A 24,980-nucleotide genomic window follows, 5' to 3' on the forward strand; every position below is an offset into this window, starting at 1 on the left:
CGGCCGCAGCCTGCGCGGCGGCGGCGGCGCGCGCCGCAGCATCCACTGCCCGTTGGCCGCGTTCGATGCGCAACTGCGCCGAGGTCTGGGCGGGGGCGGTCAGAACGGCGGCCGTGGTGCCGCCGACCAGCAGAAGCGAGAGGGCTGCGGCGGCGGCGACCAGGCGGCGACGCTGCGCGGGGCCGGTCAGGAGCGTGCCGATCAAACGGATGCTGCCGCGCAGGCCGATCCGCCGGATCGGCTGCTCCAACCAGCGGTAGGACAGGCCCGCGCAGGCCAGCGTGATCGCCGTGGCGAGCAGCCCGATCGGCAGCAGGCCGCCGGTCGGCCAGAGCAGCTGCACCAGGACGAGCAGCGGCCAGTGCCACAGGTAGATTCCGTACGATCGTTCGCCGAGGTAACGCAGCGGCGCCCGGTCGAGCAGCTGGCCGAAGCGGCCGCCACGCACACCGGCCCAGATGGCGACGGCTGTGGCCAGGCTCACCGCGACCAGGCCGCCGCGGTAGGTTGCGCTGCCGTCCTCGGGCAGCCAGATGGCGAACGCCCCGATCGCCGTGATCGCGGCCGCGCCGAGCCAGGGCCGCAGTCGGGGCAGCTCGTTGCGGTGCTCGCTCGGACGGCGCAGCAGCAGCGCGAGGGCCGCCCCGGCGAACAGCCCGAAACTGTGCGTGTCCGAGCCGTAGTAGACCCGGGTCGGGTCGGCGCCGGGCTGATACAGCACACCCATCCAGATCGCGGAGGCGACGAACAGTGCGGTGACGATGGCCAGCCGCAGACGCGGGCGGTGGAGGAGTAGCACGGCCAGCAGCATGAGCGGCCAGACCAGGTAGAACTGTTCCTCGACGGCGAGCGACCAGAGGTTACGCAGCAGCTCGGGCTCGTTCACGCTGAAGTAGCTGTTGTCCGTCGCGATCGACACCCAGTTGTAGCCGAAGGTCGTGGCCCCCAGCAGCTGAGCGCCGAGGCCGACGAGAACATCGCCGCCGATCAAAAATGCCACGGTGCAGCTGATCAGAATCACCGGAACCAGCGGCGGCACCAGGCGCCGGGCCCGCCGCTGCCAGAACCGGCGCAGCGAAATACGCCCGGTGCGGGTGTGCTCGGAGACGAGCAGACCCGTGATTAGAAAACCGCTGATCACGAAGAAAACGTCGACGCCGATGAAGCCTCCGGGCAGCAGCACCGGAAAGAAATGGTAGAGCACGACGGCGATCACGGCGAGGGCGCGCAGGCCGTCGAGGCCGGCTAGACGGCCACGGCGCGCGAGCGGCGCTGCGGCCGCCCGAGCCGGACTGTTTTGCGGCCCGATCATGGGTTCTTCGGACACGGCGGCGCCGGTCGACGGCGGAGTCCTCCCGGTAATGGGAGACGGTGCGACAGGGCGGGTCATGGGTAAGACGAGCATTCACGTGCCACGCGCACGGGGGTCATGCGCTGGGCCGGATTCAACGATAACCCGCACGCGCCGCCTAGGCTTACCCTCGTGAATCTTTTCGTACCCCGCGCCGGCCATGCCGCGCCAGGGTCCACGCGCATCAGACTTGACCTCGCCTACGACGGCACGGATTTCACCGGCTGGGCCCGCCAGCCGGGCTTTCGCACCGTTCAGGCCGACATCGAAAACGGGCTCGCCGGCATCCTGCAGAGCTCCCCCCCGCACCCCACGCTGATCGTTGCCGGTCGAACGGATGCCGGGGTGCACGCCCGCGGGCAGGTCGCCCACTTCGACCTCACCGCCGAGCAAGCACACTCCCTCGTGCGCATTCAGCGCGGCACCGGAAACCGCCCGCCGGTCGACCTCGGCACCGCCGTGCTGCGCCGCCTCGGCGGCATCCTGGTGACCAAGCCCGACATTGTGCTGCGCCGTGCCACGGTCGTGCCCGGCGGTTTCGACGCGCGATTCTCCGCCATGTGGCGCCGCTACGAGTATCGAATCGCCGACCCCCTCGCCCTGCACGACCCGCAGCAGCGACTGCGCACCACGTGGCATCCGTTTAAACTCGATCTCGCCGCAATGGACGCGGCGGCGGCGACCCTGGTCGGCCTGCACGACTTCGCCGCCTATTGCAAGCCGCGTCCCGGTGCCACGACCATCCGCACCGTGCAGGACTTTCGCTGGCGGCGCGACGACGACGGCCTCATCATCGCCACCATCAAAGCGGATGCCTTCTGCCACAGCATGGTGCGCGCCATGGTCGGCGCCTGCGTCGCCGTGGGGGAGGGGCGGCTCGACGGCAGCACCCTCGCGCACCTGCACTTCGACAAACACCGCATCAGCGAGTTCAAGGTGATGCAGGCGCACGGTCTGACCCTGATCGACGTCGGCTACCCGGAAGACGCCGAACTGGCGCTGCGCGCCGTCGCCACCCGAAACCGGCGGTCGCTACCGGGCCCCGTCGAAGTTGCGTCCGCGGCACTCTGAGACTAGTGTTGACCCTTGGTGTCTGTGCGTTGCAGCGCGGCACCCGAACGTGAGCCCTCCATCGACAGTGTTCTGCCTGACAGAACACGACCGGAGCGGGATTCACGAACACCTCCGTTCGAAAAAGAAGAAAGCAGCACACTAGTGACGCGCACTTATAGCCCCAAGGCAAGCGAACTCCAGCACGACTGGGTAGTCATCGATGCCACCGATATCGTCCTCGGACGTCTGGCCAGCCACGCGGCAATCCTGCTGCGCGGCAAGCACAAGGCCACCTTCTCCCCGCACATGGACGGTGGCGACTTCGTCATCATCATCAACGCCGAGAAGGTTGCCCTCACCGGCAAGAAGCTCGACCTGAAGATCGCTTACCGCCACTCCGGTTACCCGGGCGGACTCACGGCGACGAACTACTCCGAGATGCTCGAGAAGCACCCGACCCGTGCGGTTGAAAAAGCGATTCGCGGCATGCTGCCAAAGAACTCGCTCGGTCGCACCCAGCTCACCCACCTGAAGGTTTACGCCGGCTCCGAGCACCCGCACTCCGCTCAGCAGCCCACGCCGTACACCCTCAGCCAGGTCGCGCAGTAGCGCCGGCAACCAGACTTCTCGACTCTTAGATAAAAAGGATTCCCATCATCGTGGCGAAGATCGCAGACCAGATTGACCAGGCTCCGGAGAGCTACTCCACCGAGACTCCGGCCGAAACCGTAACCAAGGCGCCCCGCGCCGTCCTCAACGTTCCCGGCGCAGCCGTCGGCCGTCGCAAGCAGGCCATCGCCCGCGTGCGCATCGTCCCCGGCTCCGGCACGATCGTTGTCAACGGCCGCGAGTTCGCTGACTACTTCCCGAACAAGCTGCACCAGCAGCTGATCAACGACCCGTTCAAGGTTCTTGACCTGCTCGGCTCATACGACGTCATCGCCCGCATCACCGGTGGTGGCCCGTCCGGCCAGGCCGGCGCGCTTCGCCTCGGCATTGCCCGCTGCCTCAACCTGATCGACGAAGAGAACAACCGCGCCATCCTCAAGAAGAACGGCTTCCTCAGCCGCGACGCTCGAGTCAAGGAGCGTAAGAAGGCCGGACTCAAGAAGGCCCGCAAGGCACCTCAGTTCAGCAAGCGCTAATCCGATTGCCGACGACGATATGACTCGTCTGTTCGGCACGGACGGCGTTCGGGGCCTGGCCAACCGTGATCTCACGGCTGGCCTGGCCCTGAGCCTTGCCCAGGCCAGCGCCGCAGTGCTGACCAAGGGTCGTCGTGCTCAAGCACGCCTCGAACAGGGCCGCCGCCCCGTTGCTGTGGTCGCCCGCGACCCGCGAATTTCCGGCGAATTCTTGACGGCTGCCGTCTCGGCTGGCCTGGCCTCCAGTGGTGTCGACGTGCTCGATGCCGGAGTCATCCCGACGCCCGCCGCCGCATTCTTGATCAACGACATCGGTGCCGACTTCGGTGTGATGATTTCTGCCTCACACAACGCGGCGCCCGACAACGGCATCAAGATCTTCGCCTTTGGCGGAACCAAACTTCCCGACGACGTCGAGGACCGCATCGAGTCCTACATTGGACGCGACACCCTGATGCCGATCGCCGGCGACGTGGGACGCATCCGTCGTTTCGCCGACGCTGAAGACCGCTACGTCGTGCACCTGCTCGGCACCCTGCCGCACCGGCTCGACGGCATTCATGTCGTGCTCGACTGCGCCCACGGTGCTGCCGCTGGCGTTTCGCCGCAGGTCTTCACGGATGCCGGCGCTCGCCTCACCGTGATCGGCGCCGACCCCGACGGACTCAACATCAACGATGGCGTGGGGTCGACCCACCTCGACAACCTGGCACGCGCCGTGCTCGAGCACGGTGCCGACATCGGAATCGCCCACGACGGCGACGCCGACCGCTGTCTCGCGGTGGACCGCGACGGCAACATTGTCGACGGTGACCAGATCATGGCCATCCTCGCCGTGTCGATGGCCGAGCGCGGCGTGCTCAAGGACCGCACGCTCGTGGCCACGGTCATGAGCAACCTCGGTCTGCGCAAGGCGATGGCGGCCAACGACATCGCGATGGTGCAGACCAAGGTCGGTGACCGGTACGTGCTCGAAGAGCTCAACGCCCACGGGTATTCGCTCGGCGGTGAGCAGAGCGGCCACGTGATCATGACCGAGTTCGCCACGACCGGCGACGGCATTCTCACCGGGCTGCACCTCGTGGCCGAAATGGCGCGCACCGGTAAAACGCTCGCCGAACTCGCATCCGTTATGACGGTGTACCCGCAGATTCTGGTCAACGTGCGTGGAGTGAACCTCAAGGGGCTCGCGGCCGATCAGGTTATTGCTGACGCTGTCGTGGCCGCGGAGACCGAACTCGGCGACACCGGTCGGGTGCTGCTTCGCCCGTCCGGCACCGAACCGATGGTGCGGGTCATGGTGGAGGCCGCCGACCAGCCGACCGCCGACCGCCTGGCGCACTCCCTCGCCGACGTAGTGCGGTCCCGTCTGGCCCTCTAGCCCTACCGACCGGGCCCAGGTTAGGGGACTGGGCCCATGTTCTATCATGGGCCCCGTTTCCGGGCCCGGGCCCGGTCACAGGGGAATTGCGGAAGCGCGGGTCAGACCTTGCGCAGGAGCACCTTGGAGACGGCGTGTGTGGGGTCCTTCCGCAGCACGAGTGTCGCCCGCGACCGGGTGGGACGGATGTTCTGCAGCAGGTTGGGCTCGTTGATGCTGGTCCAGATGCTGCGCGCCTTGGCGCGGGCCTCGTCCTCGGTGAGCGCGGCGTAGCGGTGAAAGAACGAGTTCGGGTTCGCGAACGCGCCGCGCTGCAGCTTGAGAAAGCGTTCCTCGTACCACCGGGCGATGTCCTGGGTGCGGGCATCCACGTAAACCGTGAAGTCGAACAGGTCGCTCACCGCCAGGCCGTGGCCCGGCCCGGGCGGCTGCAACACGTTCAGCCCCTCGACAATGAGGATGTCCGGCTGGCGCACAACGATCTGCGCGTCGGGCACGATGTCGTAGCTCAGGTGCGAGTAGAAAGGCGACCGCACCTCGGGGGCGCCGCTCTTGACCGCGCTCACAAAGCGCAGTAGGGCGCGTCGATCGTAGGACTCCGGGAACCCCTTGCGCTCCATCAGCCCACGGCGAGCAAGCTCCGCATTGGGAAACAGAAAACCGTCGGTCGTGACGAGTTCGACCCGGGGAGTGTCGTCCCAGCGGGCCAGCATCTCCCGCAGCAGCCGCGCGGTGGTCGATTTACCGACGGCGACCGAACCGGCTACGCCGATTACAAACGGAGTGGGCCGGGCGCGCTGCCCGAGAAATCCGCTGGTCGCCCGATGCAGTTTGCGAGCGTTCGCCGCGTACAGATTGAGCAGCCTGCTTAAGGGAAGGTAGACATCCGTCACCTCGTTAATGTCGAGCGGCTCACCGAGGCCGCGCAACTGCACAATCTCGGTCTCTTTGAGCGGCAGCAGGGTGGTCGGCGCGAGGGCCGCCCAGTCGGCTCGGTCAAGCTCCACGAAAGGGGTACCGTGGCCGTTCATTACAGGGGCCAGCACCAGATCGGACATTCCACCAAGCTTAGTCCGGCTAAAATCGACTTCTATGTGCGGAATCGTAGGTTATGTCGGAAGCAACAAGACCGTAGACGTACTCATGGGAGGGCTCGGACGGCTCGAATATCGCGGCTACGACTCCGCGGGTATCGCCGTGATTGACGAGTTCGGGGTGCTCAATACGGCCAAGAAGGCCGGCAAGCTCGTAGCCCTCACCAACGAGCTCAAAGCCCACCCGATCAACGACGGCGCGACCGGCATCGGTCACACCCGATGGGCCACCCACGGCGGCCCCAACGACGAAAACGCGCACCCGCACCTCGGCGACAATAACAAGCTCGCCCTCATTCACAACGGCATCATCGAGAACTTCGCCCCGCTGCGTGACGAACTGCTCGCCGAGGGCTTCTCCTTACTGAGTGAAACCGACACCGAAGTGGCCGCTGTGCTGCTCGGACGCGAATACCAGCGAGTCGGCGACCTGGCCGAGGCTTTTCGCACCGTCGTTGCCCGCCTCGACGGCGCCTTCACACTTCTGGCTGTGCACCAGGACGAGCCCGGCGTCGTCGTCGGCGCCCGCCGCAACTCGCCGCTCGTCATCGGGCTCGGCGACGGCGAGAACTTTCTCGGCTCCGACGTGGCCGCTTTCGTCGAATACACCCGTCGCGCCGTCGCCATCGGCCAGGACCAGATCGTCACCATCACAGCGGATGCCGTCACCGTCACCGATTTCGATGGTCACCCGGTCGAGACCGAGGAGTTCGATGTCGCCTGGGACGCCTCGGCGTCGGAGAAGGGCGGCTGGTCCAGCTTCATGGCCAAGGAGGTCTCCGAGCAGCCGGACGCCGTCGCCAACACCCTGCGCGGCCGCATCGCCGACGGCCACGTGGTCGTACCCGAACTGAGCGCATTCGGCGATGACGTGCTCGCCGGCATCCGTCGAATCGTTATCATCGCCTGCGGAACCGCCGCCTACGCTGGCCAGGTCGCCAAATACGCCATTGAAAAGTGGGCGCAGGTGCCCGTCGACGTCGAGCTCAGCCACGAGTTCCGTTACCGCGACCCGGTCCTCAGTGACGACACCCTGGTCGTTTCGATCAGCCAGTCCGGCGAAACCATGGACACGCTCATGGCCGTCAAGTACGCAATGGAGCGGGGCGCCAAGGCGATCTCGATCTGCAACACGCAGGGCGCGACCATCCCGCGCGAGAGTGATGCCGTCATCTACACCCACGCCGGCCCCGAGGTCGCGGTCGCGTCGACCAAGGCTTTCGTCGCGCAGATCACGGCGCTCTACCTGTTCGCGCTGCACCTGGCCCGGGTGCGCGGCAGTCTCACCGAGGCCGAGCAGGCCGCGCAGGTCGCCGAGCTGCAGGCCATCCCGGCGAAAATCGAGACCGTTCTACAGGTCGAAGACGAGGTGCGTCAGCTGGCCCGCTGGATGAGCGACACCCGCGCCGTGTTGTTCCTCGGCCGGCACGTCGGGTTTCCGATCGCGCTCGAGGGAGCACTCAAGCTTAAGGAGCTCGCCTACATCCATGCCGAGGGCTTCGCTGCCGGTGAGCTCAAGCACGGTCCGATCGCGCTGATCGAACCCGGCCAGCCGGTGTTCGTCGTGGTGCCGAGTCCGCGCGGCTCGGCGCACCTGCACCCCAAGGTCGTCTCCAACATTCAGGAGATCCGCGCCCGCGGTGCCCGCATCATCGCCATCGCCGAGGTCGGCGACGCCGCCGTGCTGCCGTTTGCCGACACCGTCATCCGCATTCCGCTCGCAGCTCCACTGTTCGAACCGCTGCTGGCCGTGGTGCCGCTGCAAATGTTCGCCATGGAGCTCGCCATCGCCAAGGGCCTCGACGTGGACCAGCCGCGCAACCTCGCGAAATCCGTCACGGTCGAATAGCCCGCAGTGATCAAGGGCATCGGGGTCGACGTGGTCGACCTGGCGCGGTTCACCCGCCAAGTCGCGCGCACGCCGGGCCTGGTACCACGCTTGTTCGCCCAGAGCGAACGCGGTCTGCCGGTACATTCCCTCGCTGCGCGTTTCGCCGCCAAGGAAGCTCTGATCAAGGCCCTCGGCGACAGTGCGGGGGCCACCTGGCAGGAGATGGAAATCGTGAACGACCCACACGGCAACCCCGAATTCAAGCTCAGCGGGGCGGCCCTGCAAGCGGTGAAAGATCGCGGCATCAGCCGCGTGCACGTCACCATGACGCACGACGCCGGCGTGGCCTGCGCCTTCGTCGTGGCCGAGTCGTGAGCGGGTTTCGCGAGGCCGTGATCGACCTCGCCGCGATCCGCAGCAATATGGCGCACCTGCGCGCGCTGGTCGGCACCCCGCACGCCATGGCCGTGGTCAAGGCCAACGCCTACGGTCACGGCGCCGTGCCCGTGGCCCTCGCCGCCCTCGCCGGTGGCGCCGACTGGCTCGGCGTCGCCGACATCGACGAAGCCCTGCAGCTGCGTGACGCCGGAATCGACGCGCCGATCCTGGCCTGGCTGCACGATCCAGACGCCGATTTCAGCGCCGCCATCGATGATGACATCACCCTCGGCCTCTCGTCAGCACGCCAACTGCAACGGGCAGCGGATGCAGCGGCGGAACTCGGCCAGACGGCATCCGTTCATCTCAAACTCGATACCGGCCTGAGTCGAAACGGTGTGCACGAGAACGACTGGGCCGAGGTGTTCGCGCTGGCCGCGGCCCTCGAGCAGGTCGGGCTGCTGCGCGTTGACGGCGTGATGAGCCACCTCTCCAACACCTCAGCCACCGACGACCAGCAGGCGCTGGAGTGTTTCGAGCGCGGTGTCGCCTTCGTGCGTGCCGCCGGGTTGGCCCCGACCCTCGTGCACCTTGCCTCTTCCGCGGCGGCACTGCGGCTGCCAGCCGCGCGCTTTTCGATGGTTCGCCTGGGCATCACCCTGTACGGGCTGTCGCCGTTTGATGATGCCAGCAGCGCCGACCTCGGCCTGGTGCCGGCCATGACCCTGCGCGGCCGGGTCGCCCTGGTGCGCCGGGTCGCCGCGGGCGCCGGCGTTTCCTACGACTATCTCTGGCGGGCGCTGGAAGACTCCACGCTCGTGCTCGTGCCGCTCGGCTACGCCGACGGAATTCCGCGGCAGGCCTCCGATAGTGCGCTCGTGCAGATTCACGGCGCGACCTACCCGCTGGTCGGTCGGGTCGCGATGGACCAGTTCGTGGTCAATCTCGGAGCCGACAATCCAGGCGTCGCCGTGGGCGATACCGTCGTGCTGTTCGGAGACCCGGCCACGGGAGCGCCGAGCGCGACCGACTGGGCCGACGCCGCCGGCACGATCAACTACGAGATCGTCACCCGCATCGGACACCGGGTGCCCCGGCTGCACATCCATGGCTGAGTCGGGTCGGTCTGAACTGCGGCGAACCATCCCCGATGCCGCCGCGATGCACCGCTTCGGTATCGGACTCGCGGCCACGCTGCGGGCCGGCGACCTGATCGTGCTCACCGGGCCGCTCGGCGCGGGCAAGACCACCCTCACCCGCGGCCTCGGCGAGGGGCTGCAGGTGCGCGGCGCCGTCACCAGCCCGACCTTCGTGCTCGCGCGCACGCATCCGAGCCTGGTCGGTGGCCCACCGTTCGTGCACGTCGACGCCTACCGCCTGAACAGCGCCATGGAGCTCGACGACCTCGACATCGACTTCGCCCACTCCATCGTGGTCGTTGAATGGGGTCGCGGCCTGCTCGACGGCATCACCGAGTCCTGGCTCGACATTGAAATCGAGCGACCGCAGGGCCGGTCTGACGCCATCAGCGAAGCGGATGCCGCGGCATCCGTTATCGATCTGGATCACGATCTCGACGAACCACGTACCGTTACCCTGACCGGCCACGGGCTGCGCTGGGCGGATGCGACCGACTTCGGGCCACTGCGACCGCGGCGCTGAGCCCCCGGCCGCTACTTCAGCAGCGCGACGTCTGAGACGAGTTCGATGTGTGCGAGCATCTTCGCCGCGGCCTCGTCGGCATCCTGCGAGCGGATGGCCGCCGCGATCGCTCGGTGCGACGCCAGGGACTGCTCGGGCCGTCCCGGTTGGGCGAGTGACTCGAGCCGCGTTTCGAGGATCATTTCGGCGATGAATGCCATCAGCTGGGCGAGCACGGGGGAGTGCGCAGCCGCCGTGACGGCTTGGTGGAAGAGCTCGTCGCCGTGCGACCCGCGGTCGCCGACGGCGATTTCCTCGGCCATCACTCGGAGCGCATCCTCGATCGCGAGCAGGTCGGCGTCCGTTCGGCGTTCCGCGGCGAGCTCGGCGAGTTTCACCTCGAGGGTGCTGCGGGCTTCCACGATCTCGGGGAGCCGGTTGCGATGTTCGCGGAGCCCACTGATCACCGTTGCGATGCTCGGCCGGTAGACGAGAACGGCGCCGGTGCCGTGTTGAACGTCGATGACACCGAGCACTTCGAGGGCCACGAGGGCCTGGGCGAGGGTGGCGCGGGAGACACCGAGCCGTTCCGCGAGCTCGCGCTCGGCGGGTAACAGGTCGCCGGGGCCGAGGTGGGCGGACTCGATGTAGGCGAGAAGCTGGGCCACGAGCTGTTCGTAAAGGCGTGGTTTCGTGACGCGCGTAAGCGGCTGGGGTATTGCGTCCCTCGTCATGTCTGCCTCCCTAAGATCCCTCAGCCCAACTTTACACGGCTCTTGACAAAGTCACCTACTGTCTAGGAGGCTAGCCCAGTGAGCCAATAGCCCACTCTCATCTGAACCTATGGAGGAACAACGATGTCCGCTCCCGTTATCTCAATCATCATCCTGGCGGTGATGTTTCTGATCGCCACGCTTTTGCCCGTCAACATGGGTGCGCTGGCCTTCGTGGGTGCCTTTCTGCTCGGTGCTGTCTTCCTCGGCATGGAGACCACCGATATTCTCGCCAACTTCCCGGGCGGGCTGTTCCTCACGCTCGTCGGCGTTACGTACCTGTTCGCGATTGCGCAGGGCAACGGCACGATCGACCTGCTGGTGCGCGGTGCAGTGCGGCTCGTCGGTGGTCGGGTGGCCCTCATCCCCTGGGTGATGTTCGTGATCACCGCCGTTATCACGGCCGTCGGTGCGCTGTCCCCGGCCGCGGTGGCCATCGTGGCGCCGATCGCGCTCGGCTTTGCCCGCAAGTACAAGATCAGCCCGCTGCTGATGGGCATGATGGTGATCCACGGCGCGCAGGGCGGCGGATTCTCGCCGATCGCCGTCTACGGCGTGATCGTGAACAGCCTCATCTCGACCACAGGGCTCGACGCGAGCCCGACAGCGGTGTTTCTGTCGAGCCTCATCTTCAACTTTCTGATCGCCGTCGTGCTGTTCATTGTGCTCGGTGGCCGAAACCTGATGTCGAGCCGGGTCGGACATTTCGTGGAGCAAGCCGCCGAAGCGCGCATGGCCGTGAGTGTCGGTGCGCGCGCCGGCGGTGATGTGGCGTTCAAGGGCTTCGGCTCCGGCATCTACGGCCCCCGCGACCCCGCAGGCGACGGAGTGCTGGCCACGGCCACCCGCGGAGAGCGCATCCCGCAGCTTGTGACGGTGGCCGGCCTCATCGCCCTCGCCGTGATCGCGCTTGGCTTCAAGGTTGACGTGGGCTTCGTTGCGATCACCATCGCCGTCATTCTCGCTCTCGTCTCGCCTGCGGCGCAGAAGGGCGCGGTCAACAAGATCAGCTGGTCGACCGTGCTGCTCATCTGCGGCATGCTCACCTTCGTCGGTGTTCTCGAAGAGGCCGGCACCATCGAATACGTGTCGGAAGCGGTGGCCAACCTCGGCATGCCCCTGCTTGCCGCACTCTTGATCTGCTACATCGGTGCCGTCGTCTCGGCCTTCGCCTCGTCAACGGCCATTCTGGCCGCGCTGATTCCGCTCGCCGTGCCGTTCCTCGCGACCGGGGATATCAGCGCCATCGGCGTGATCTGCGCTCTCGCCGTCGCGTCGACCATCGTGGACGTGTCGCCGTTCTCGACCAATGGCGCGCTCGTGCTCGCCAACGCCCCCGACGACGTGGACAAGGACCGCTTCTACAAGCAGATCCTCGCCTACAGCGGAATCGTCGTCGTGGCCGGGCCGGCCATCGCCTGGGCGGTGCTCGTGCTGCCCGGGTGGCTGTAACCCGTCACCGACCCCACGCACCTGGAGAAAGGACCGATCATGAGTACCGAAACCGACACCCGTTCTGAAACCGACCGGCCGGGTCCCCTCGCGGGCTACCTCGTTGTGGACCTTAGCCGCGCGCTCGCCGGTCCGCACGCGAGCATGATGCTCGCCGACCTCGGCGCCCGCGTGATCAAGGTGGAGAATCCAGGCACGGGAGACGATACCCGTGGCTGGGGCCCGCCCTTTGTGGGCCCCGCGAACGATCCGCAATCCACGTACTTTCTCTCGTGCAACCGCAATAAAGAATCCATCGCCCTCGATCTGAAGAGTGACGACGGGCGGGAGGTGCTCAGCAAGCTGCTGCTGCGCGCGGACGTTGTGGTGGAGAATTTTCGTCCAGGGGTGCTCGACCGGCTCGGATTCTCGCCCGAGGCGATGCACGCTCTCAACCCGGCGCTGGTGATTCTCTCGATCACCGGTTTCGGCCACGACGGCCCGGAATCCAGTCGAAGCGGCTACGACCAGATTCTGCAGGGCGAGGCCGGCCTGATGTCCCTCACCGGCTCCGCCCCCGACGACCCGCAGCGTGTGGGCGTGCCGATCGCCGATCTGCTCTCGGGCATGTATGGCGCGTTCGGGCTGCTCGCCGCGCTGCTTCAGCGCGAGCGCACCGGTCAGGGGCAGATTGTGCGCACCTCGCTGCTCGCCGCACTGGTGGGAGTGCATGCCTTCCAGGGCACCCGCGCCACGGTGGCCGGCGAGGTGCCGGAGGCCCAGGGCAACCACCATCCGTCGATTGCTCCCTACGGGCTCTTTCCCTGCCGCGGCGGCAGCGTGCAGATCAGCATCGGCAGTGAGAAACTCTGGGCCACCTTCGCAGCCGAGTTCGGCCTCGATGCTGCGCAATCCGAGTGGGCCACCAACGCGCACCGCGTGCGCAATCGGGAGGGCCTCAAGGCTGCCATAGCGGATGCCTTCGCCAACTTCGATGCCGTGACCCTGCTGAAGAAACTGACCGACGCCGGAATCCCGGCCGGCAAGGTGCGTTCCCTGGATGAGGTCTATCAATGGGATCAGGTGCTCTCGCAGGGGCTGCTGATCGACGTTGAACACGAGGTGCTCGGCCGGATCAGCCTCCCCGGGCCTCCGCTTCGGTTCTTCGGACCCGCCGATACGGTCGAGACAACGAACACGATGCACTCCGCTCCGCCCGTGCTCGATCAGCACGGCAACGACATTCGCACCTGGCTCAACCGTTCACTGGAAGGTATCTCACTTTGATTTCTCAACCCGCGCTCGCAACTCGCCACCTCAACGCCACGGAGCTCATCGACGTGGTGCTCGATAACGGGTCCTTTACGAGCTGGGATCAGCCCGTGGTTGACCCCGACCCGAACGAGGCGTACCGGGCCGACCTCGTGAAGGCACGAGCGAAGAGCGGCACCGACGAGGCGGTGCTCACCGGCGAGGGGCTGATCCACGGTCGCCGGGTGGCGATCGTCGTGAGCGAGTTCGCGTTTCTTGCCGGATCGATCGGGCTTTCTGCTGCTGACCGGATTGTGGACGCGATCGAACGGGCCACACGCGAGGGGTTGCCGGTCCTGGCTGGACCGGCATCCGGCGGTACCCGCATGCAGGAGGGTACGTTGGCCTTTTTGTCGATGGTGAAGATCACCGCCGCCGTGCGCGCGCACCGCGAGGCGGGGCATCCGTATCTGGTGTACCTGCGGCACCCCACCACGGGCGGGGTGATGGCATCCTGGGGCTCGCTCGGGCACGTGACGGTGGCCGAGCCGGGCGCGCTGCTCGGGTTTCTCGGCCCGCGGGTTTATGAGGCGCTGTACGGCAAGAAATTTCCGGAAAACGTGCAGGTCTCCGAAAACCTGTTCAACCAGGGGCTGATCGACGCCGTTGTGCCGCCGGAGCAGCTGCCGGAGATCGTGCACCGCGCCCTCACAATTCTCACCGACCGGGCCTCCACGCCGGTGGCGGCACCGGAGACCCTGAACGTGCGGCCGGCAGCGAGCGGCGCGTGGGCATCCATTCAGATTTCGCGCAACCCGCGGCGACCAGACCTGCGCCAGCTGCTCGCCTATGGCGCGCACGACGTGCTGCCGCTCAACGGCACGGGCGAGGGTGAGAAGGACCCGGGGCTCATGCTCGCCATGGCACGGTTCGGGCAGCAGAGCTGCATCGTGCTCGGGCACATCCGGCCGCGGCCTTCGCAAGACACCAGGATGGGCCCCGGATCGCTGCGGGAGGCCCGTCGCGGCATGCGCCTTGCGGAAGAACTCGGGCTTCCGCTGCTCACCGTGATCGACATCGCCGGGGCCGCGCTGTCGAAGGAGGCCGAGGAGGGCGGCATGGCCGGGGAAATCGCCCGCTCTTTGCACGAGCTGATCGGCCTGCGGTCGGCAACCGTGTCCGTGCTGCTCGGACAGGGTGCCGGCGGCGGGGCGCTCGCGCTGCTGCCCGCCGACCGTACGATCGCCGCCCAGCACTCCTGGCTGTCGCCGCTTCCTCCCGAAGGGGCAAGTGCCATCGTGCACCACAACACCCAGTTCGCACCGGCCATGTCGGAGGCTCAGGGCGTGAACGTGGCCTCGCTGTACGCCAATCGGATCGTCGACCACATCGTGGACGAGCGCCCCGACGCCGCCGACGAGGGACGGGCGTTCTGCCTGCGGCTGGCTGAAGCCATCGAATACGAGCTGTCCACGCTGTCCACGGTGCCCGTTGACGAGCTACTTCCGCGTCGCTTGGCCCGCTACCGTTCCCTCGGTCGCTGACTCTCGTCCTTTCGACGGATGATGTGACCCTCCAGCCGCAGCGGCCGGCGCGCGCAGCGCCTGCCGCATCAAAGCTAGGCTGAGCGGGTGCTACTTGCCATCGATACCTCTGCCGGCACGAGTGTCGCCGTGGTCGACCTTGACCGCGGGATTATCGCCGAACGCGGCGAGGCTGACACCATGCGCCATGCCGAAATCGTCGGCCCGTTCATTCTCGACTGCCTCCTTGACGCGAAGATCACCCCGGCGGATCTCTCCGGCGTGGTCGGCGGCATGGGCCCGGGCCCGTTCACCGGCCTGCGCGTCGGCATCGCCTCGGCGCGCGTGTTCGCCCTCGGCGCCGGCAAGCCGCTCGTGCCGGTGATCAGCCACGACGCCATCGCCTACGGCCACTACCGTCGCGGCCACACCGGCCCGCTCGTCGTCGTCACCGACGCTCGCCGCCGCGAAATCTACTGGAGTGCTTACAGCGAAGCGGATGCCGTCGGCCTGCCCGTGCGCGTCGGCCCACCCGGACTCGCCAAACCGGCCGAACTCGACGAGCCCGCCTGGCAGCACGCCCTCTGGCCGCGCCTCGACGCCGCCACGGTGTCGGCCGGGGAACTCGGTCTGGTCGCCGAACTCAACTATGCCCATCGGCGCCCGTTCGCCGCGAACGAGCCGCTGTACCTGCGCTCACCCGACGTCACGCTCTCGAATGGACCCAAGCGGGTCAGCCGATGACGTGGCAGCTGCGCCGTGCGCACGAGGCAGACCTCGCGGCGATCATGCACCTCGAAACCAGTATCTTTGAAAACGATGCCTGGTCACCGCCGATGATGGCTAGGGATCTCGGCGACCCCGCCTGCTATTACCTTGTTGCTTTTCCCCCGGACGACCCGGATAACATCGAGGCCTACGCCGGACTGCTCGCTCCGCAGGGAGCCACCGAGGGCGACATTCAGACCATCGCCGTCGCCGACTCGGCCCGCGGCCACGGCCTCGGACACACCCTGATGCAGGCCCTCATCTCCGAGGCCCGCAAACGCGGCGCCCGGCTGGTGTTTCTCGAAGTGCGCGCCGACAACCCCAGCGCCCAGCGTCTCTACGATCGGCTCGGATTCGTGGAGGTCGGCGTGCGCCGCGGCTACTACCAGCCCGACAACGTTGACGCCATCGTCATGCGCCTGAATATTCCAGAATTGGAATCTATGCTCACTGTCCCAGAATCAGCCGTGCCCACCTCCGCGGAGAATCCGTGACGACCATGAACCGCACCGCCCTGAATCGATCAGAACCGCTCGTACTCGGCATCGAGACCTCCTGCGACGAGACCGGCATCGGCATCGTGCGCGGAACCACTCTGCTCTCCAACACCATCGCGAGCTCGATGGACGAACACGCCCGCTACGGCGGCGTCGTACCCGAAATTGCCGCGCGAGCCCACCTTGATGAGCTCGTGCCGGCCATTGACGCGGCCGTCGCCGAGGCCGGCATCCGCTTGAGTGATCTCGATGCCATCGCCGTCACCTGCGGTCCGGGGCTCTCCGGAGCTCTCATGGTCGGCGTCGGCGCCGCCAAGGCGCTCGCCGTCGCCCTCGACAAACCGATTTACGCGGTCAACCACCTGGTCGGCCACGTCGGCGCCGACCTGCTGCGCGGCGCCACCAACACCAACGACACCGAGCCACTCGAGTACCCGACGATCGCGCTGCTCGTGTCGGGCGGGCACACCTCGCTGCTGCTCGTGCGTGACCTGGTCAGCGACGTCGAGCTGCTCGGTGAGACCATCGACGACGCCGCCGGGGAGGCCTTCGACAAGGTCGCCCGGCTGCTCTCGCTGCCCTACCCCGGCGGGCCGCAGATCGACCGGGTCGCAGTCCTCGGCAACCCGAAAGCCATCCGCTTTCCGCGCGGACTCAGCCAGCCCAAGGACATGGCCGCGCATCGCTACGACTTCTCCTTCTCTGGCCTCAAGACTTCGGTCGCCCGCTTCGTCGAACAGCGCCAGGACGCCGGCGAGCCCGTGCCGACAGCCGACGTCGCGGCGAGCTTTCGCGAGGCGGTGGTCGACATTCTGCTCACCAAGGCCCTCGCCGCGTGCGCCGACCACGACGTGCCGCGGCTGCTGCTCGGCGGCGGCGTCATCGCCAACGCTCGACTGCGTCAGGTCGCCACCGAGAGAACGGATGCTGCCGGCGTTGTCCTGCGCATCCCGCCGCTCTCGCTCTGCACCGACAACGGCGCCATGATCGCCGCCCTTGGCGCGCAACTCATCATGGCCGGGCATGAGCCCTCGACCCTCGAATTCGGCGCCGATTCCACCCTGCCGGTCGGGCAGATCCAGGCTTGAGCAACGCCCAGTCGCCGGGTACCCGCTAACGGGATAATCTGGCAGGGCGACCACCGAACGAAATTATGAAGGAGACCGCAGATGTCTGATCCCACCCAGCCCCCCGTCGAACCGACGAACAGCGGCCCGACGAACTCGAATCCGGCCGGTGCCAGCGTGCCCCCCGCCGCGCCCGCCTATCCGAGCTACCCGGCGGCGGGTACGCAGCTTCCCGCTTACGGCCAGGCTCCCGCGTATGGTCAGAATCCCGCGACCGGTCAGAACCCGTATGGCCAGCAGAACCCGCAGGACAAGTACAACGTTCTGTCGATCATCTCCCTCGTCACGTCGATCCTCGCGATCTCGATCGTGGGCATCATCACCGGCCACATCGCCCTGAGCCAGATCAAGAAGACCGGCGAAAAGGGCTACGGCCTCGCCCTCGGTGGTCTGATTGTCGGCTACCTCGGCTTCGTCGTGGGGATCTTCATCCTCATCGGCTCGATCGCACTGCTCATCACTGCCGCCAACGTCGGTGTGAGCCAGTTCTAACAGACTCACCCCACTGAACGGTCGCTGGCCGGTTCGCAGCACGAGGACAGCAATGAGTACACCGCACCAGGATTCCGACACGCATCGGGATTACACCCGTGACCCCGCGCCCCCGGGCAGCCAGCTCAGCTGGGAATCGACCGTCACTGCGCCCACCGAGTTCGTGCCGTACACGTACACCGAGGCGGAGGTGCGGCGCATCACCGGCCGGCGTCGACTCTCGGTCGCCTCCGTCGTCTGCGGGTTCGTCGGGCTCGCGCTCGGCGTACTCGGAGTGTTCGGCCTGCCGGTCGCGCTCGTTGCGATCGTCCTCGCCCTGATTGCGCGCACCACCGAGCATCGGGCGCGTGCCCTCTGGAGCAGCGGCCTGGCGAGCGGCATCGTCGGGATTCTGCTCGCGGCCGGCTGGTTCGTCTACATCAGCCAGACCGTGCTGCCCCTGCTGTAGGCCGACCGTTAGCGCACGCGCTCCACGAGCAGCGCAACCCGATGCCCGGCCACCCGGGTCAAGATCAGCGTCGCGACTTCCGGCCCCTTGAGCTTCAACCGGGTGCGCAGCGTCGCGGGATCAACGTCGACGCCGCGCTTCTTGATCTCGAGCGTTCCGATGCGGCGCTCGAGCAGTGCGAGCCGCAGCTTCTTCTCGTCGAACGACAGCGTCTCGAGCACCCGAAAGGCGGTTGCGAACGGCGTCGGCGTCAGCGTGTCGTTGGTCAGGTAGGCGATTCCCTCGCTCAGCATGCTGGCCTTCATCGAGCGGGCCAGATCGCCGATCAGTCGCGCCCGAATGACCGCGCCGTCGGGTTCGTAGACGTAGTGGCCGAGTTCGCCGACCGGCTCGTCTTCGCTGTCGGCACCGTTGCTCAGCTCCTGCACGCCATCCCGGGTCAGCAGCAACGCCGACCGCCGGATGCCCGGGCGGGCGAGAGCGCCGAACCACAGTCCCATCTCCACCAGCTGGCCATCCACCGACACCCACTGGGCCTCCGCGTCGACCGGAATCTGGTCGCGATCATGGCCGGGCCCGAGCTTCATGCCGAGCGGCAGCGTCGTTGCCAGCAGGTAGGCGAAGTCGAGGGAGGGGGAGTAATCCTCGGAGCGGGTGAGCCTCTTGGTGTTGCTGTGCCCGCCCGTGCGCCGGGCTGGATCGAGCCAGACCGCGTCGAAATCGGTCAGATCAACCGTCTCGGCGTCGGCCTGCAACGCGGAGGCATTGGGGAACGGGGCCAGGTTGTAGCTCGCAACCGTGGCCGTGACCTCGTCGGCGTCGACGGCCACGACCGGCAGATCCATCGCGGCGAGGGCCATCGCGTCGCCGCCGATGCCGCAGCCGAGGTCGGCGACCCGCGGCGCGCGGCCGAGGGTGGCTTCAAGCCCGGCGAATCGCCCGGCGTGCAGTGCGGCAACCCGCAGCCGGGTCGCCTGTTCCAGGCCGGCCTCGGTGAACAGCATCCGCTCGGCAAATTCTCCGAACTTGGTTACGGCTTTCGCTCGCAGTCGCGACTGGCTCAGCACGGCCGACACGAGTCCGGGGGCGTGCCCGGCCTTGCGCAGCTCGCTCACGAGCTTGAGCACATCACCGTTTGCCTCGTAGGGCGGCAGGGAATCCAGCAGCCGTAAACTCGCGGGGGAGAGCAGCTCAACGAGCTCGGTTCGATCCATTCTGCAACGGTATCAAACGGCCCGATCTGGCACTCACGTTGCGCGAGTGCCAGCATCCCCCCTAAACTTCACTTGGCACTCTCGCTGTGAGTCTGCTAACCCAAGTCTTAGAAAGAGGTCAACCGTGTCGGTCTCCATCAAGCCGCTCGAGGATCGCATCGTCATCAAGCAGGTCGACGCAGAGCAGACCACCGCATCAGGTCTGGTCATTCCTGACACCGCGAAGGAAAAGCCCCAGGAGGGCGAAGTTGTTGCAGTCGGCCCCGGCCGCATTGACGACAACGGCAACCGCGTTCCCCTCGACATCGCCGTCGGCGACAAGGTCATCTACTCCAAGTACGGCGGAACCGAGGTCAAGTTCGGTGGCGATGACCTTCTGGTCCTCTCCGCTCGCGACGTGCTCGCTGTGGTCGTGCGCTAAGTAGGTTTCATCACTACCTAGCCTTCAGACTGAAATTGGTCTTTAGCCTGAAACTCCCGGATGGCCTGGCCATCCGGGAGTTTTTGTTTGCGCAGTTAGTGTCTCGGTAGGGAGAATATTTATGACGGATGCCGCCGCACCGGCCGAGTCGGCCGCTCGCGCCACCCACCGCACGGGCCTCGTCTTCGGCGGCCTGGCCTACGGCCTCTGGGGCGTGCTGCCGCTTTACTTTCTGCTGCTCATCCCCTCCGGCGCCTTTGAAATCGTGGCCTGGCGGGTGCTGTTCTCCCTCGTTTTCTGTGCCCTGATCATTACCGTGACCCGCACCTGGACCGTGCTCGGGCGCGCGTTCAAGCAGGCGCGTCTGGTTTGGACCATGGGCCTGGCCGGTGCGTTCATCTTCGTTAACTGGCAGACCTACGTGATCGCCGCGACCACCGGGCACGTCGTCGAAGCGGCCCTCGGCTACTTCATCAACCCGATCGTCACGGTGCTTCTGGGCGTCTTCGTGCTGCGCGAACGGTTGCGCCGCCTGCAGTGGGTGGCCATCGGCATCAGTTTTCTCGCCGTGATCGTGTTGGCGGTCGGCTACGGCTCGCTGCCGTGGATCTCGCTCATCCTCGCGTTCTCCTTCGGCTTCTACGGGCTGATCAAGAAGCGCGTCGGCCCGAACGTCGACGCCGTCACCGGCCTCACCCTCGAAACGGCCTGGCTGGCCCCGGTCGCCATCATTCAGCTTCTGGTCGTTTCCGGCATGTCCGGCCTCACCTTCGGCACCGTCTCCGGCTGGCACACGGCTGGCCTGCTTTCGGCCGGGGTCATCACCGCTGTTCCCCTGCTGCTCTTCGCCGCCGCCGCCCGGCGCCTGCCGCTGACGGTGCTCGGGCTCATCCAGTTCGTCGCGCCGGTCATTCAATTTCTCGTCGGCGTAGTCGTTCTGAACGAGGCGATGCCGCTCGAACGCTGGGCCGGATTCGCCCTGGTCTGGGTGGCCTTGATCATACTGATGGTGGATATGGTCGCCTCCGGCCGCGGACCCCGTCGCAGCTCGCTTGAGCCTGCCTAATACCGTCCGACCTGGCTCCGAACCCCCGTCCGGCCCAGCCGATACGCTGAACCGACACGTCACCTCAGCTCGTACCAAAGGATTTTAGATGCCCCGTCGCACGCTCACCGTCGTCGTTCTGCTCGGCGCCCTGGCCCTCACCGGCTGCACCAGCACGACCCCGGCCGCGCCGAGCACGACCCCGGCCGCGGTCGCCACGGCCGCTCCGAGCGGTGACGGAACCTTGAGCATCGGCACTCTCTTTCCCACCACCGGGGACAACGCTGCGAGCGGCGCAGCGCAGGTGGCAGGCACCGAGCTCGCCCTGCGCGACATCCTGGCCGAGCAGGCGACGCTGACGCAGCCGATCCAACTCGTGCATCGCAACTCGGCCGGTGACCTCGCCGCTGCCTACGCCGACCTCGCCGCTCGCGGCGTTGACCTGGTCTTGTGGGACGCGACGACCGCGCTGCCAGCGGATGCGCACAGCTCCGTTGGCAGCGCCGCTCTGGTATCACTGGGTGACTTCGCCAACGGTGGCACACCGCTCGCTGCAGACGAGGCATTCACCGTGCGTCTGAAGACCGCCGACCCGGGACTGAACGCCACCGCTGGCGGTGCGGAGGCCTACGACGGCCTGATCACGGCCGCCCTGGCAGCCGTGATCACCGGGGACGACGGCGGCGCATCGCTCGATGCCGGCTGGGCGCAGGTGATTTCGGGAACGGCCGTCTGCCTCTCCTGGGGCGAATGCGTGTCTGCGCTGGTGCAGGAGCAAACCATTGATTATCAGGGTGTGACCGGGCGCCGTTCGTAACGATTTGATCGCTTTACCCGGTTGTGACACGCACAGGTAGGTTTCTGTGCCGTTGATTGCCTAATCTGTCACCACGGCAGTCAATCGGCTGACCAGACTTACCTCTCGTTATCTATCAAGGAGCAACATGAGCGTATTCGCGAAGGCCTCCGCCTCCCGCTCCGTTCGTACCCTCGTTACCGGTGTCGCGCTCGTCGGCGTGAGCGCACTTCTGCTCACCGGCTGCAGCAACGACGCTGTTACGGCACCCAGTGATTCTGCGGCGCCGTCGGCGGATGCCGCAGACTTCAATACGGTTGAGGCCGGTGACCGCGACCTGACGCTGAAGATCGGCACCGCCCTTCCGCAGAGTGGTGGACTGGCGTTCCTCGGCCCGCCCGAAGAAGCCGGTGTACAGCTGGCTGTCAACGACATCAACGCGGCCGGCCTCGGCATTTCCGTCGAAGCCATCTTCCGCGACTCGGGTGACACCACGACCGACACCGCCACCGTTTCGGTGACCGACCTGCTGTCGCAGGACGTCTCGGCGATCGTCGGTGCGGCCTCTTCTGGTGTCTCCAAAACCATAATCGACCAGATCACCGGCGCCGGCGTCGTGCAGTTCTCTCCGGCCAACACCTCGGACGCCTTCACGACCTACGACGACAACGGTCTGTACTGGCGTACGGCTCCGTCTGACGTTCTGCAGGGCGAAGTGCTCGGCACCCAGATCGCTGACGATGGCAACGCCACCCTCGGCCTGATCGTGCTGAACGATGCCTATGGAACCGGCCTCGCCAAGTACACCAGCGACGCGTTCACCGCTGCCGGCGGCGAGGTCGTTGCGGAGGTACTCTTCAACGAGGGCGATTCCAACTTCGCCTCGCAGATCGCCGAAGTGACCGCGGCAGATCCCGACGCGATCGCGCTTGTCACGTTCGACCAGGCCAAGGTCATCGTCCCGGCGCTCGTCGGTTCCGGTTTCCCCGGCGACAAGCTGTACTTCGTCGACGGAAACGTCGCCGACTATAGCGCCGACTTCGCAGCCGGCCTCATCGAGGGCTCCAAGGGCACGTTGCCCGGCCTCGACACCGCCTCGCTCGGTGACTTCACCACCCGCCTCCTCGAAGTAGACCCGACGCTGACCGACTACAGCTACGCTGCCGAGTCCTATGACGCCGTGATCCTGATCGCCCTGGCCGCCTATGCGGGCAACGACGTGTCGGGTGAATCCATCGCGAGCTACCTGCGTCAGGTCTCCGGCGGAACCGGTGATGGCACCAAGGTCACCGACTTCGCCGAGGCTGCTGCAGCCTTGAAAGCTGGCGATCAGGTCGATTACGACGGCTTCTCCGGCCCGATCACGTTCGACGAGAACGGCGACCCGACCGGCGCTAGCATCGGCATCTACGAGTTCGATGCTGGCAACAAGTACACCCGCATCAACTAGCTCCACCGTTTAGCTGAATGATTGAAGGGCCCCGGCTTCGGTCGGGGCCCTTCTGCGTACCGCGTTGATTCACGCGAGCGGATGCGGCGACCCGGCCGCCAGCATCCGCTCAGCAAGCCCACACACAGAAGCGGCGCCCGAGAGAGTCTCGGACGCCGCCACGGGCTGGTACGGGTGATTTCGGGAGCTAATCCTGCCCGAGGGTGCCCAGGTAGAGGCCGATCACCTTGGGGTCGTTCAAAAGCTCACGTCCGGTGCCGGTGTACGCGTCCCGGCCCTGGTCAAGCACATAGCCGCGGTCGCAGATCTGCAGGCAGCGGCGGGCGTTCTGCTCGACCATGATCGTGGTCACTCCGGCCTTGTTGATCTCCTTCACCCGCAGAAAGGCTTCATCCTGGCGCACCGGGGACAGCCCGGCACTCGGCTCGTCGAGGAGCAGCACGTGCGGGCCCATCATGAGCGCGCGGCTCATGGCGACCATCTGTCGTTCGCCGCCGGAGAGCGAACCGGCGCGCTGGGACATCCGCTTGCCGAGCTCTGGAAAGATCTCGGTGACGAACTCCAGGCGTTCCACGAGCCCCTTGGGCTTGAGAAAGATGCCCATTTCGAGGTTCTCTCGAATGGTCAGGGTGGGAAAGACGTTGTTGTTCTGCGGTACGAAACCCACACCCTGTGCGACCAGCTTGTTAGCCTTAAGGTTGGTGATGTTGTTGCCGCGGAGCAGAATTTCGCCCTCGCGTACCTTGACCAGCCCAAAGATCGACTTGAGCAGCGTGGACTTGCCGGCGCCATTCGGGCCGATGATGCCGATCAGTTCGCCTTCGTAGGCGGTGAGTGAGCAGGAATTGAGAATGTTCACGCCGGTCACATACCCGGCGGTCACGTTCTTGACCGCGACGACCGCTTCCCGAGTCTCGGCCGGTGCTGGCGGGGCCAGCGGATTAGCGTTCGTCATCGAGCAACTCCTTTATGGCTGAGACGTTTTCGGCTTCGGCGGCCTGGTCTTCGCCGATGTCTTCGTCGTGGTGCTGTCCGAGATAGGCGTCGATCACGGCCGGGTTCCTCATGACCTCGTGCGGGTCGCCCTCGGCGACCACCTGGCCCTCGGCCATCACGATCACCCAGTCGGCGATGTGCCGCACCATGTGCATGTCGTGCTCCACGAACAGAACGGTCATGCCCTGGGACTTGAGGTTCAAAATATGGTCGAGCAGCGACTGGGTCAGTGCCGGGTTTACGCCGGCCATCGGCTCGTCGAGCATGACCAGGGTCGGGTCGCTCATTAGCGCTCTGGCCATTTCGAGCAGCTTGCGCTGCCCGCCGGAGAGGCTCGCCGCGTAGTCGTCCTTCTTGGTATCGAGCTTGAACCGGGTGAGCAGATCGAGTGCTTTGGCCCGGTTCTCCTCCTCCTGGTTGCGCCAGAGAAACGGCATCAGCGCGCGGAACATGTTCTCGCCGGTCTGGCCCTTGGCGCCGAGCAGCATATTGTCCATGACGGTCAACAGCCCCAGGGCCTTGGTGAGCTGGAACGTGCGAATCTGGCCCATGCGGGCGACCCGGTAGGCGGGAACGCCGGCCAGGGAGCGGCCGTCGAAGGTCCATTTGCCGGCGTCGGGCTTGTCGAAACCGGTCAGCAGGTTGAACAGGGTGGTCTTGCCGGCACCATTGGGGCCGATCAGCGCGGTGATAGCACCGCGCGGAACTTCGACGTGGTCGACATCCACCGCGGTCAGGCCGCCGAAGGTGCGGCGCACGCCGTCGACGACGAGAATCGGGTCGACCTTGCGGCAGCCCGGTTCGGCCTCGCCGACGTGCAGACCGGTCGTTTTGATCGGCTTCTGGGTGGGAACCGGCGGCTCGAGCGGAGCGG

At 66.5% G+C, this 24,980-nt stretch carries 26 protein-coding genes; 20 read left to right on the forward strand and 6 right to left on the reverse strand.

The window, feature by feature from the left end; all coding sequences use genetic code 11:
- Positions 1 to 1,390, reverse strand: a 1,390-nt coding sequence (locus E3T46_RS13930; RefSeq protein ID WP_166790290.1) for an acyltransferase, incomplete at its 3' end; no start/stop codon positions are given.
- Between the two features lie 93 nt (positions 1,391 to 1,483).
- Here E3T46_RS13930 and truA point away from each other — a divergent pair.
- The 4 genes from truA to glmM all read left to right on the forward strand — a co-directional run bounded on the left by truA (position 1,484) and on the right by glmM (position 4,930).
- The gene (gene truA, locus E3T46_RS13935) at positions 1,484 to 2,422 is read left to right on the forward strand and encodes a tRNA pseudouridine(38-40) synthase TruA (protein ID WP_241980775.1); all 939 of its coding nucleotides are present in this window, start codon (positions 1,484 to 1,486) and stop codon (positions 2,420 to 2,422) included.
- A 144-nt stretch (positions 2,423 to 2,566) separates the two neighbouring features.
- Positions 2,567 to 3,013 carry a 50S ribosomal protein L13 gene (gene rplM, locus E3T46_RS13940; protein WP_092449498.1) on the forward strand — a complete coding sequence of 149 codons (447 nt, stop codon included), beginning with the start codon at positions 2,567 to 2,569 and terminating at the stop codon, positions 3,011 to 3,013.
- Positions 3,014 to 3,063: 50 nt separating this feature from the next.
- Positions 3,064 to 3,549, forward strand: coding sequence for a 30S ribosomal protein S9 (rpsI, locus tag E3T46_RS13945; protein WP_092107287.1), 486 nt, complete (start codon positions 3,064 to 3,066; stop codon positions 3,547 to 3,549).
- A gap of 19 nt (positions 3,550 to 3,568) precedes the next feature.
- Complete coding sequence (glmM, locus tag E3T46_RS13950; RefSeq protein ID WP_134579009.1) at positions 3,569 to 4,930, forward strand: phosphoglucosamine mutase; 1,362 nt, start codon at positions 3,569 to 3,571, stop codon at positions 4,928 to 4,930.
- A 101-nt stretch (positions 4,931 to 5,031) separates the two neighbouring features.
- On the opposite strand, the gene coaA is transcribed toward glmM, so the two are convergent.
- Positions 5,032 to 5,988: a type I pantothenate kinase gene (coaA, locus tag E3T46_RS13955; RefSeq protein WP_134579010.1), complete on the reverse strand. Its 957-nt coding sequence runs from the start codon at positions 5,986 to 5,988 to the stop codon at positions 5,032 to 5,034.
- 34 nt (positions 5,989 to 6,022) lie between these two features.
- Here coaA and glmS point away from each other — a divergent pair, with 34 nt between their 5' ends.
- Genes glmS through tsaE form a run of 4 tightly spaced genes read left to right on the forward strand, consistent with a single transcriptional unit; the run spans position 6,023 to position 9,895 of the window.
- Positions 6,023 to 7,873, forward strand: coding sequence for a glutamine--fructose-6-phosphate transaminase (isomerizing) (gene glmS, locus E3T46_RS13960; protein WP_134579011.1), 1,851 nt, complete (start codon positions 6,023 to 6,025; stop codon positions 7,871 to 7,873).
- Positions 7,874 to 7,879: 6 nt separating this feature from the next.
- Complete coding sequence (locus E3T46_RS13965; RefSeq protein WP_092449506.1) at positions 7,880 to 8,230, forward strand: holo-ACP synthase; 351 nt, start codon at positions 7,880 to 7,882, stop codon at positions 8,228 to 8,230.
- 47 nt (positions 8,231 to 8,277) lie between these two features.
- Positions 8,278 to 9,348, forward strand: coding sequence for an alanine racemase (gene alr, locus E3T46_RS13970; RefSeq protein WP_134579056.1), 1,071 nt, complete (start codon positions 8,278 to 8,280; stop codon positions 9,346 to 9,348).
- 46 nt (positions 9,349 to 9,394) lie between these two features.
- The gene (tsaE, locus tag E3T46_RS13975; protein ID WP_134579055.1) at positions 9,395 to 9,895 is read left to right on the forward strand and encodes a tRNA (adenosine(37)-N6)-threonylcarbamoyltransferase complex ATPase subunit type 1 TsaE; all 501 of its coding nucleotides are present in this window, start codon (positions 9,395 to 9,397) and stop codon (positions 9,893 to 9,895) included.
- 11 nt (positions 9,896 to 9,906) lie between these two features.
- On the opposite strand, the gene E3T46_RS13980 is transcribed toward tsaE, so the two are convergent.
- Positions 9,907 to 10,608, reverse strand: coding sequence for a FadR/GntR family transcriptional regulator (locus E3T46_RS13980; RefSeq protein WP_134579012.1), 702 nt, complete (start codon positions 10,606 to 10,608; stop codon positions 9,907 to 9,909).
- A gap of 123 nt (positions 10,609 to 10,731) precedes the next feature.
- Between E3T46_RS13980 and E3T46_RS13985 the strand changes: the two genes are divergently transcribed.
- The 8 genes from E3T46_RS13985 (at position 10,732) to E3T46_RS14020 (ending at position 18,184) form a co-directional block, all read left to right on the forward strand.
- On the forward strand, positions 10,732 to 12,099 hold the full coding sequence (locus E3T46_RS13985) for an SLC13 family permease (protein WP_134579013.1): 1,368 nt from the start codon (positions 10,732 to 10,734) through the stop codon (positions 12,097 to 12,099).
- 39 nt (positions 12,100 to 12,138) lie between these two features.
- Positions 12,139 to 13,365, forward strand: a complete 1,227-nt coding sequence (locus E3T46_RS13990; protein WP_134579014.1) for a CoA transferase — start codon at positions 12,139 to 12,141, stop codon at positions 13,363 to 13,365.
- A complete protein-coding gene (locus tag E3T46_RS13995) occupies positions 13,362 to 14,873 on the forward strand; it encodes a carboxyl transferase domain-containing protein (RefSeq protein ID WP_134579015.1) in 1,512 nt (503 codons plus the stop codon). Before E3T46_RS13990 ends, E3T46_RS13995 begins: the two co-directional genes overlap by 4 nt.
- A gap of 87 nt (positions 14,874 to 14,960) precedes the next feature.
- Entirely contained in the window at positions 14,961 to 15,596 is a 636-nt protein-coding gene (tsaB, locus tag E3T46_RS14000; protein ID WP_092449528.1) for a tRNA (adenosine(37)-N6)-threonylcarbamoyltransferase complex dimerization subunit type 1 TsaB, read from the forward strand.
- Complete coding sequence (gene rimI, locus E3T46_RS14005) at positions 15,593 to 16,114, forward strand: ribosomal protein S18-alanine N-acetyltransferase (RefSeq protein WP_134471452.1); 522 nt, start codon at positions 15,593 to 15,595, stop codon at positions 16,112 to 16,114. The genes tsaB and rimI overlap by 4 nt, the downstream gene beginning before the upstream one ends.
- Before the next feature lie 5 nt (positions 16,115 to 16,119).
- Positions 16,120 to 17,205: a tRNA (adenosine(37)-N6)-threonylcarbamoyltransferase complex transferase subunit TsaD gene (gene tsaD / locus E3T46_RS14010; RefSeq protein ID WP_134579057.1), complete on the forward strand. Its 1,086-nt coding sequence runs from the start codon at positions 16,120 to 16,122 to the stop codon at positions 17,203 to 17,205.
- Positions 17,206 to 17,286: 81 nt separating this feature from the next.
- A complete protein-coding gene (locus E3T46_RS14015) occupies positions 17,287 to 17,736 on the forward strand; it encodes a DUF4190 domain-containing protein (RefSeq protein ID WP_134579016.1) in 450 nt (149 codons plus the stop codon).
- A gap of 52 nt (positions 17,737 to 17,788) precedes the next feature.
- Positions 17,789 to 18,184, forward strand: a complete 396-nt coding sequence (locus E3T46_RS14020; protein WP_134579017.1) for a hypothetical protein — start codon at positions 17,789 to 17,791, stop codon at positions 18,182 to 18,184.
- A gap of 8 nt (positions 18,185 to 18,192) precedes the next feature.
- Here E3T46_RS14020 and E3T46_RS14025 read toward each other — a convergent pair whose 3' ends face one another.
- On the reverse strand, positions 18,193 to 19,398 hold the full coding sequence (locus E3T46_RS14025; RefSeq protein ID WP_134579018.1) for a class I SAM-dependent methyltransferase: 1,206 nt from the start codon (positions 19,396 to 19,398) through the stop codon (positions 18,193 to 18,195).
- Between the two features lie 124 nt (positions 19,399 to 19,522).
- Here E3T46_RS14025 and groES point away from each other — a divergent pair, with 124 nt between their 5' ends.
- From groES to E3T46_RS14045, 4 genes are all read left to right on the forward strand, one after another.
- Positions 19,523 to 19,819 (forward strand): co-chaperone GroES, encoded by a 297-nt coding sequence (groES, locus tag E3T46_RS14030; protein WP_092107311.1) that lies wholly within the window; start codon positions 19,523 to 19,525, stop codon positions 19,817 to 19,819.
- Positions 19,820 to 19,940: 121 nt separating this feature from the next.
- On the forward strand, positions 19,941 to 20,885 hold the full coding sequence (gene rarD, locus E3T46_RS14035; protein ID WP_134579019.1) for an EamA family transporter RarD: 945 nt from the start codon (positions 19,941 to 19,943) through the stop codon (positions 20,883 to 20,885).
- 88 nt (positions 20,886 to 20,973) lie between these two features.
- Complete coding sequence (locus tag E3T46_RS14040; protein WP_134579020.1) at positions 20,974 to 21,681, forward strand: hypothetical protein; 708 nt, start codon at positions 20,974 to 20,976, stop codon at positions 21,679 to 21,681.
- Positions 21,682 to 21,808: 127 nt separating this feature from the next.
- The gene (locus E3T46_RS14045; RefSeq protein WP_134444721.1) at positions 21,809 to 23,110 is read left to right on the forward strand and encodes an ABC transporter substrate-binding protein; all 1,302 of its coding nucleotides are present in this window, start codon (positions 21,809 to 21,811) and stop codon (positions 23,108 to 23,110) included.
- A gap of 187 nt (positions 23,111 to 23,297) precedes the next feature.
- Here the strand turns inward: E3T46_RS14045 and E3T46_RS14050 are convergent, their stop codons facing one another.
- Together E3T46_RS14050 and E3T46_RS14055 are read right to left on the reverse strand one after the other, a co-directional pair.
- Complete coding sequence (locus E3T46_RS14050) at positions 23,298 to 24,065, reverse strand: ABC transporter ATP-binding protein (protein ID WP_092449545.1); 768 nt, start codon at positions 24,063 to 24,065, stop codon at positions 23,298 to 23,300.
- Complete coding sequence (locus E3T46_RS14055; RefSeq protein WP_241980788.1) at positions 24,052 to 24,942, reverse strand: ABC transporter ATP-binding protein; 891 nt, start codon at positions 24,940 to 24,942, stop codon at positions 24,052 to 24,054. The genes E3T46_RS14050 and E3T46_RS14055 overlap by 14 nt, the downstream gene beginning before the upstream one ends.
- Positions 24,943 to 24,980: the final 38 nt, after the last annotated feature.

The sequence above is a fragment of the Cryobacterium sp. Hh11 genome (assembly GCF_004404045.1).
Taxonomy (GTDB): domain Bacteria; phylum Actinomycetota; class Actinomycetes; order Actinomycetales; family Microbacteriaceae; genus Cryobacterium; species Cryobacterium levicorallinum.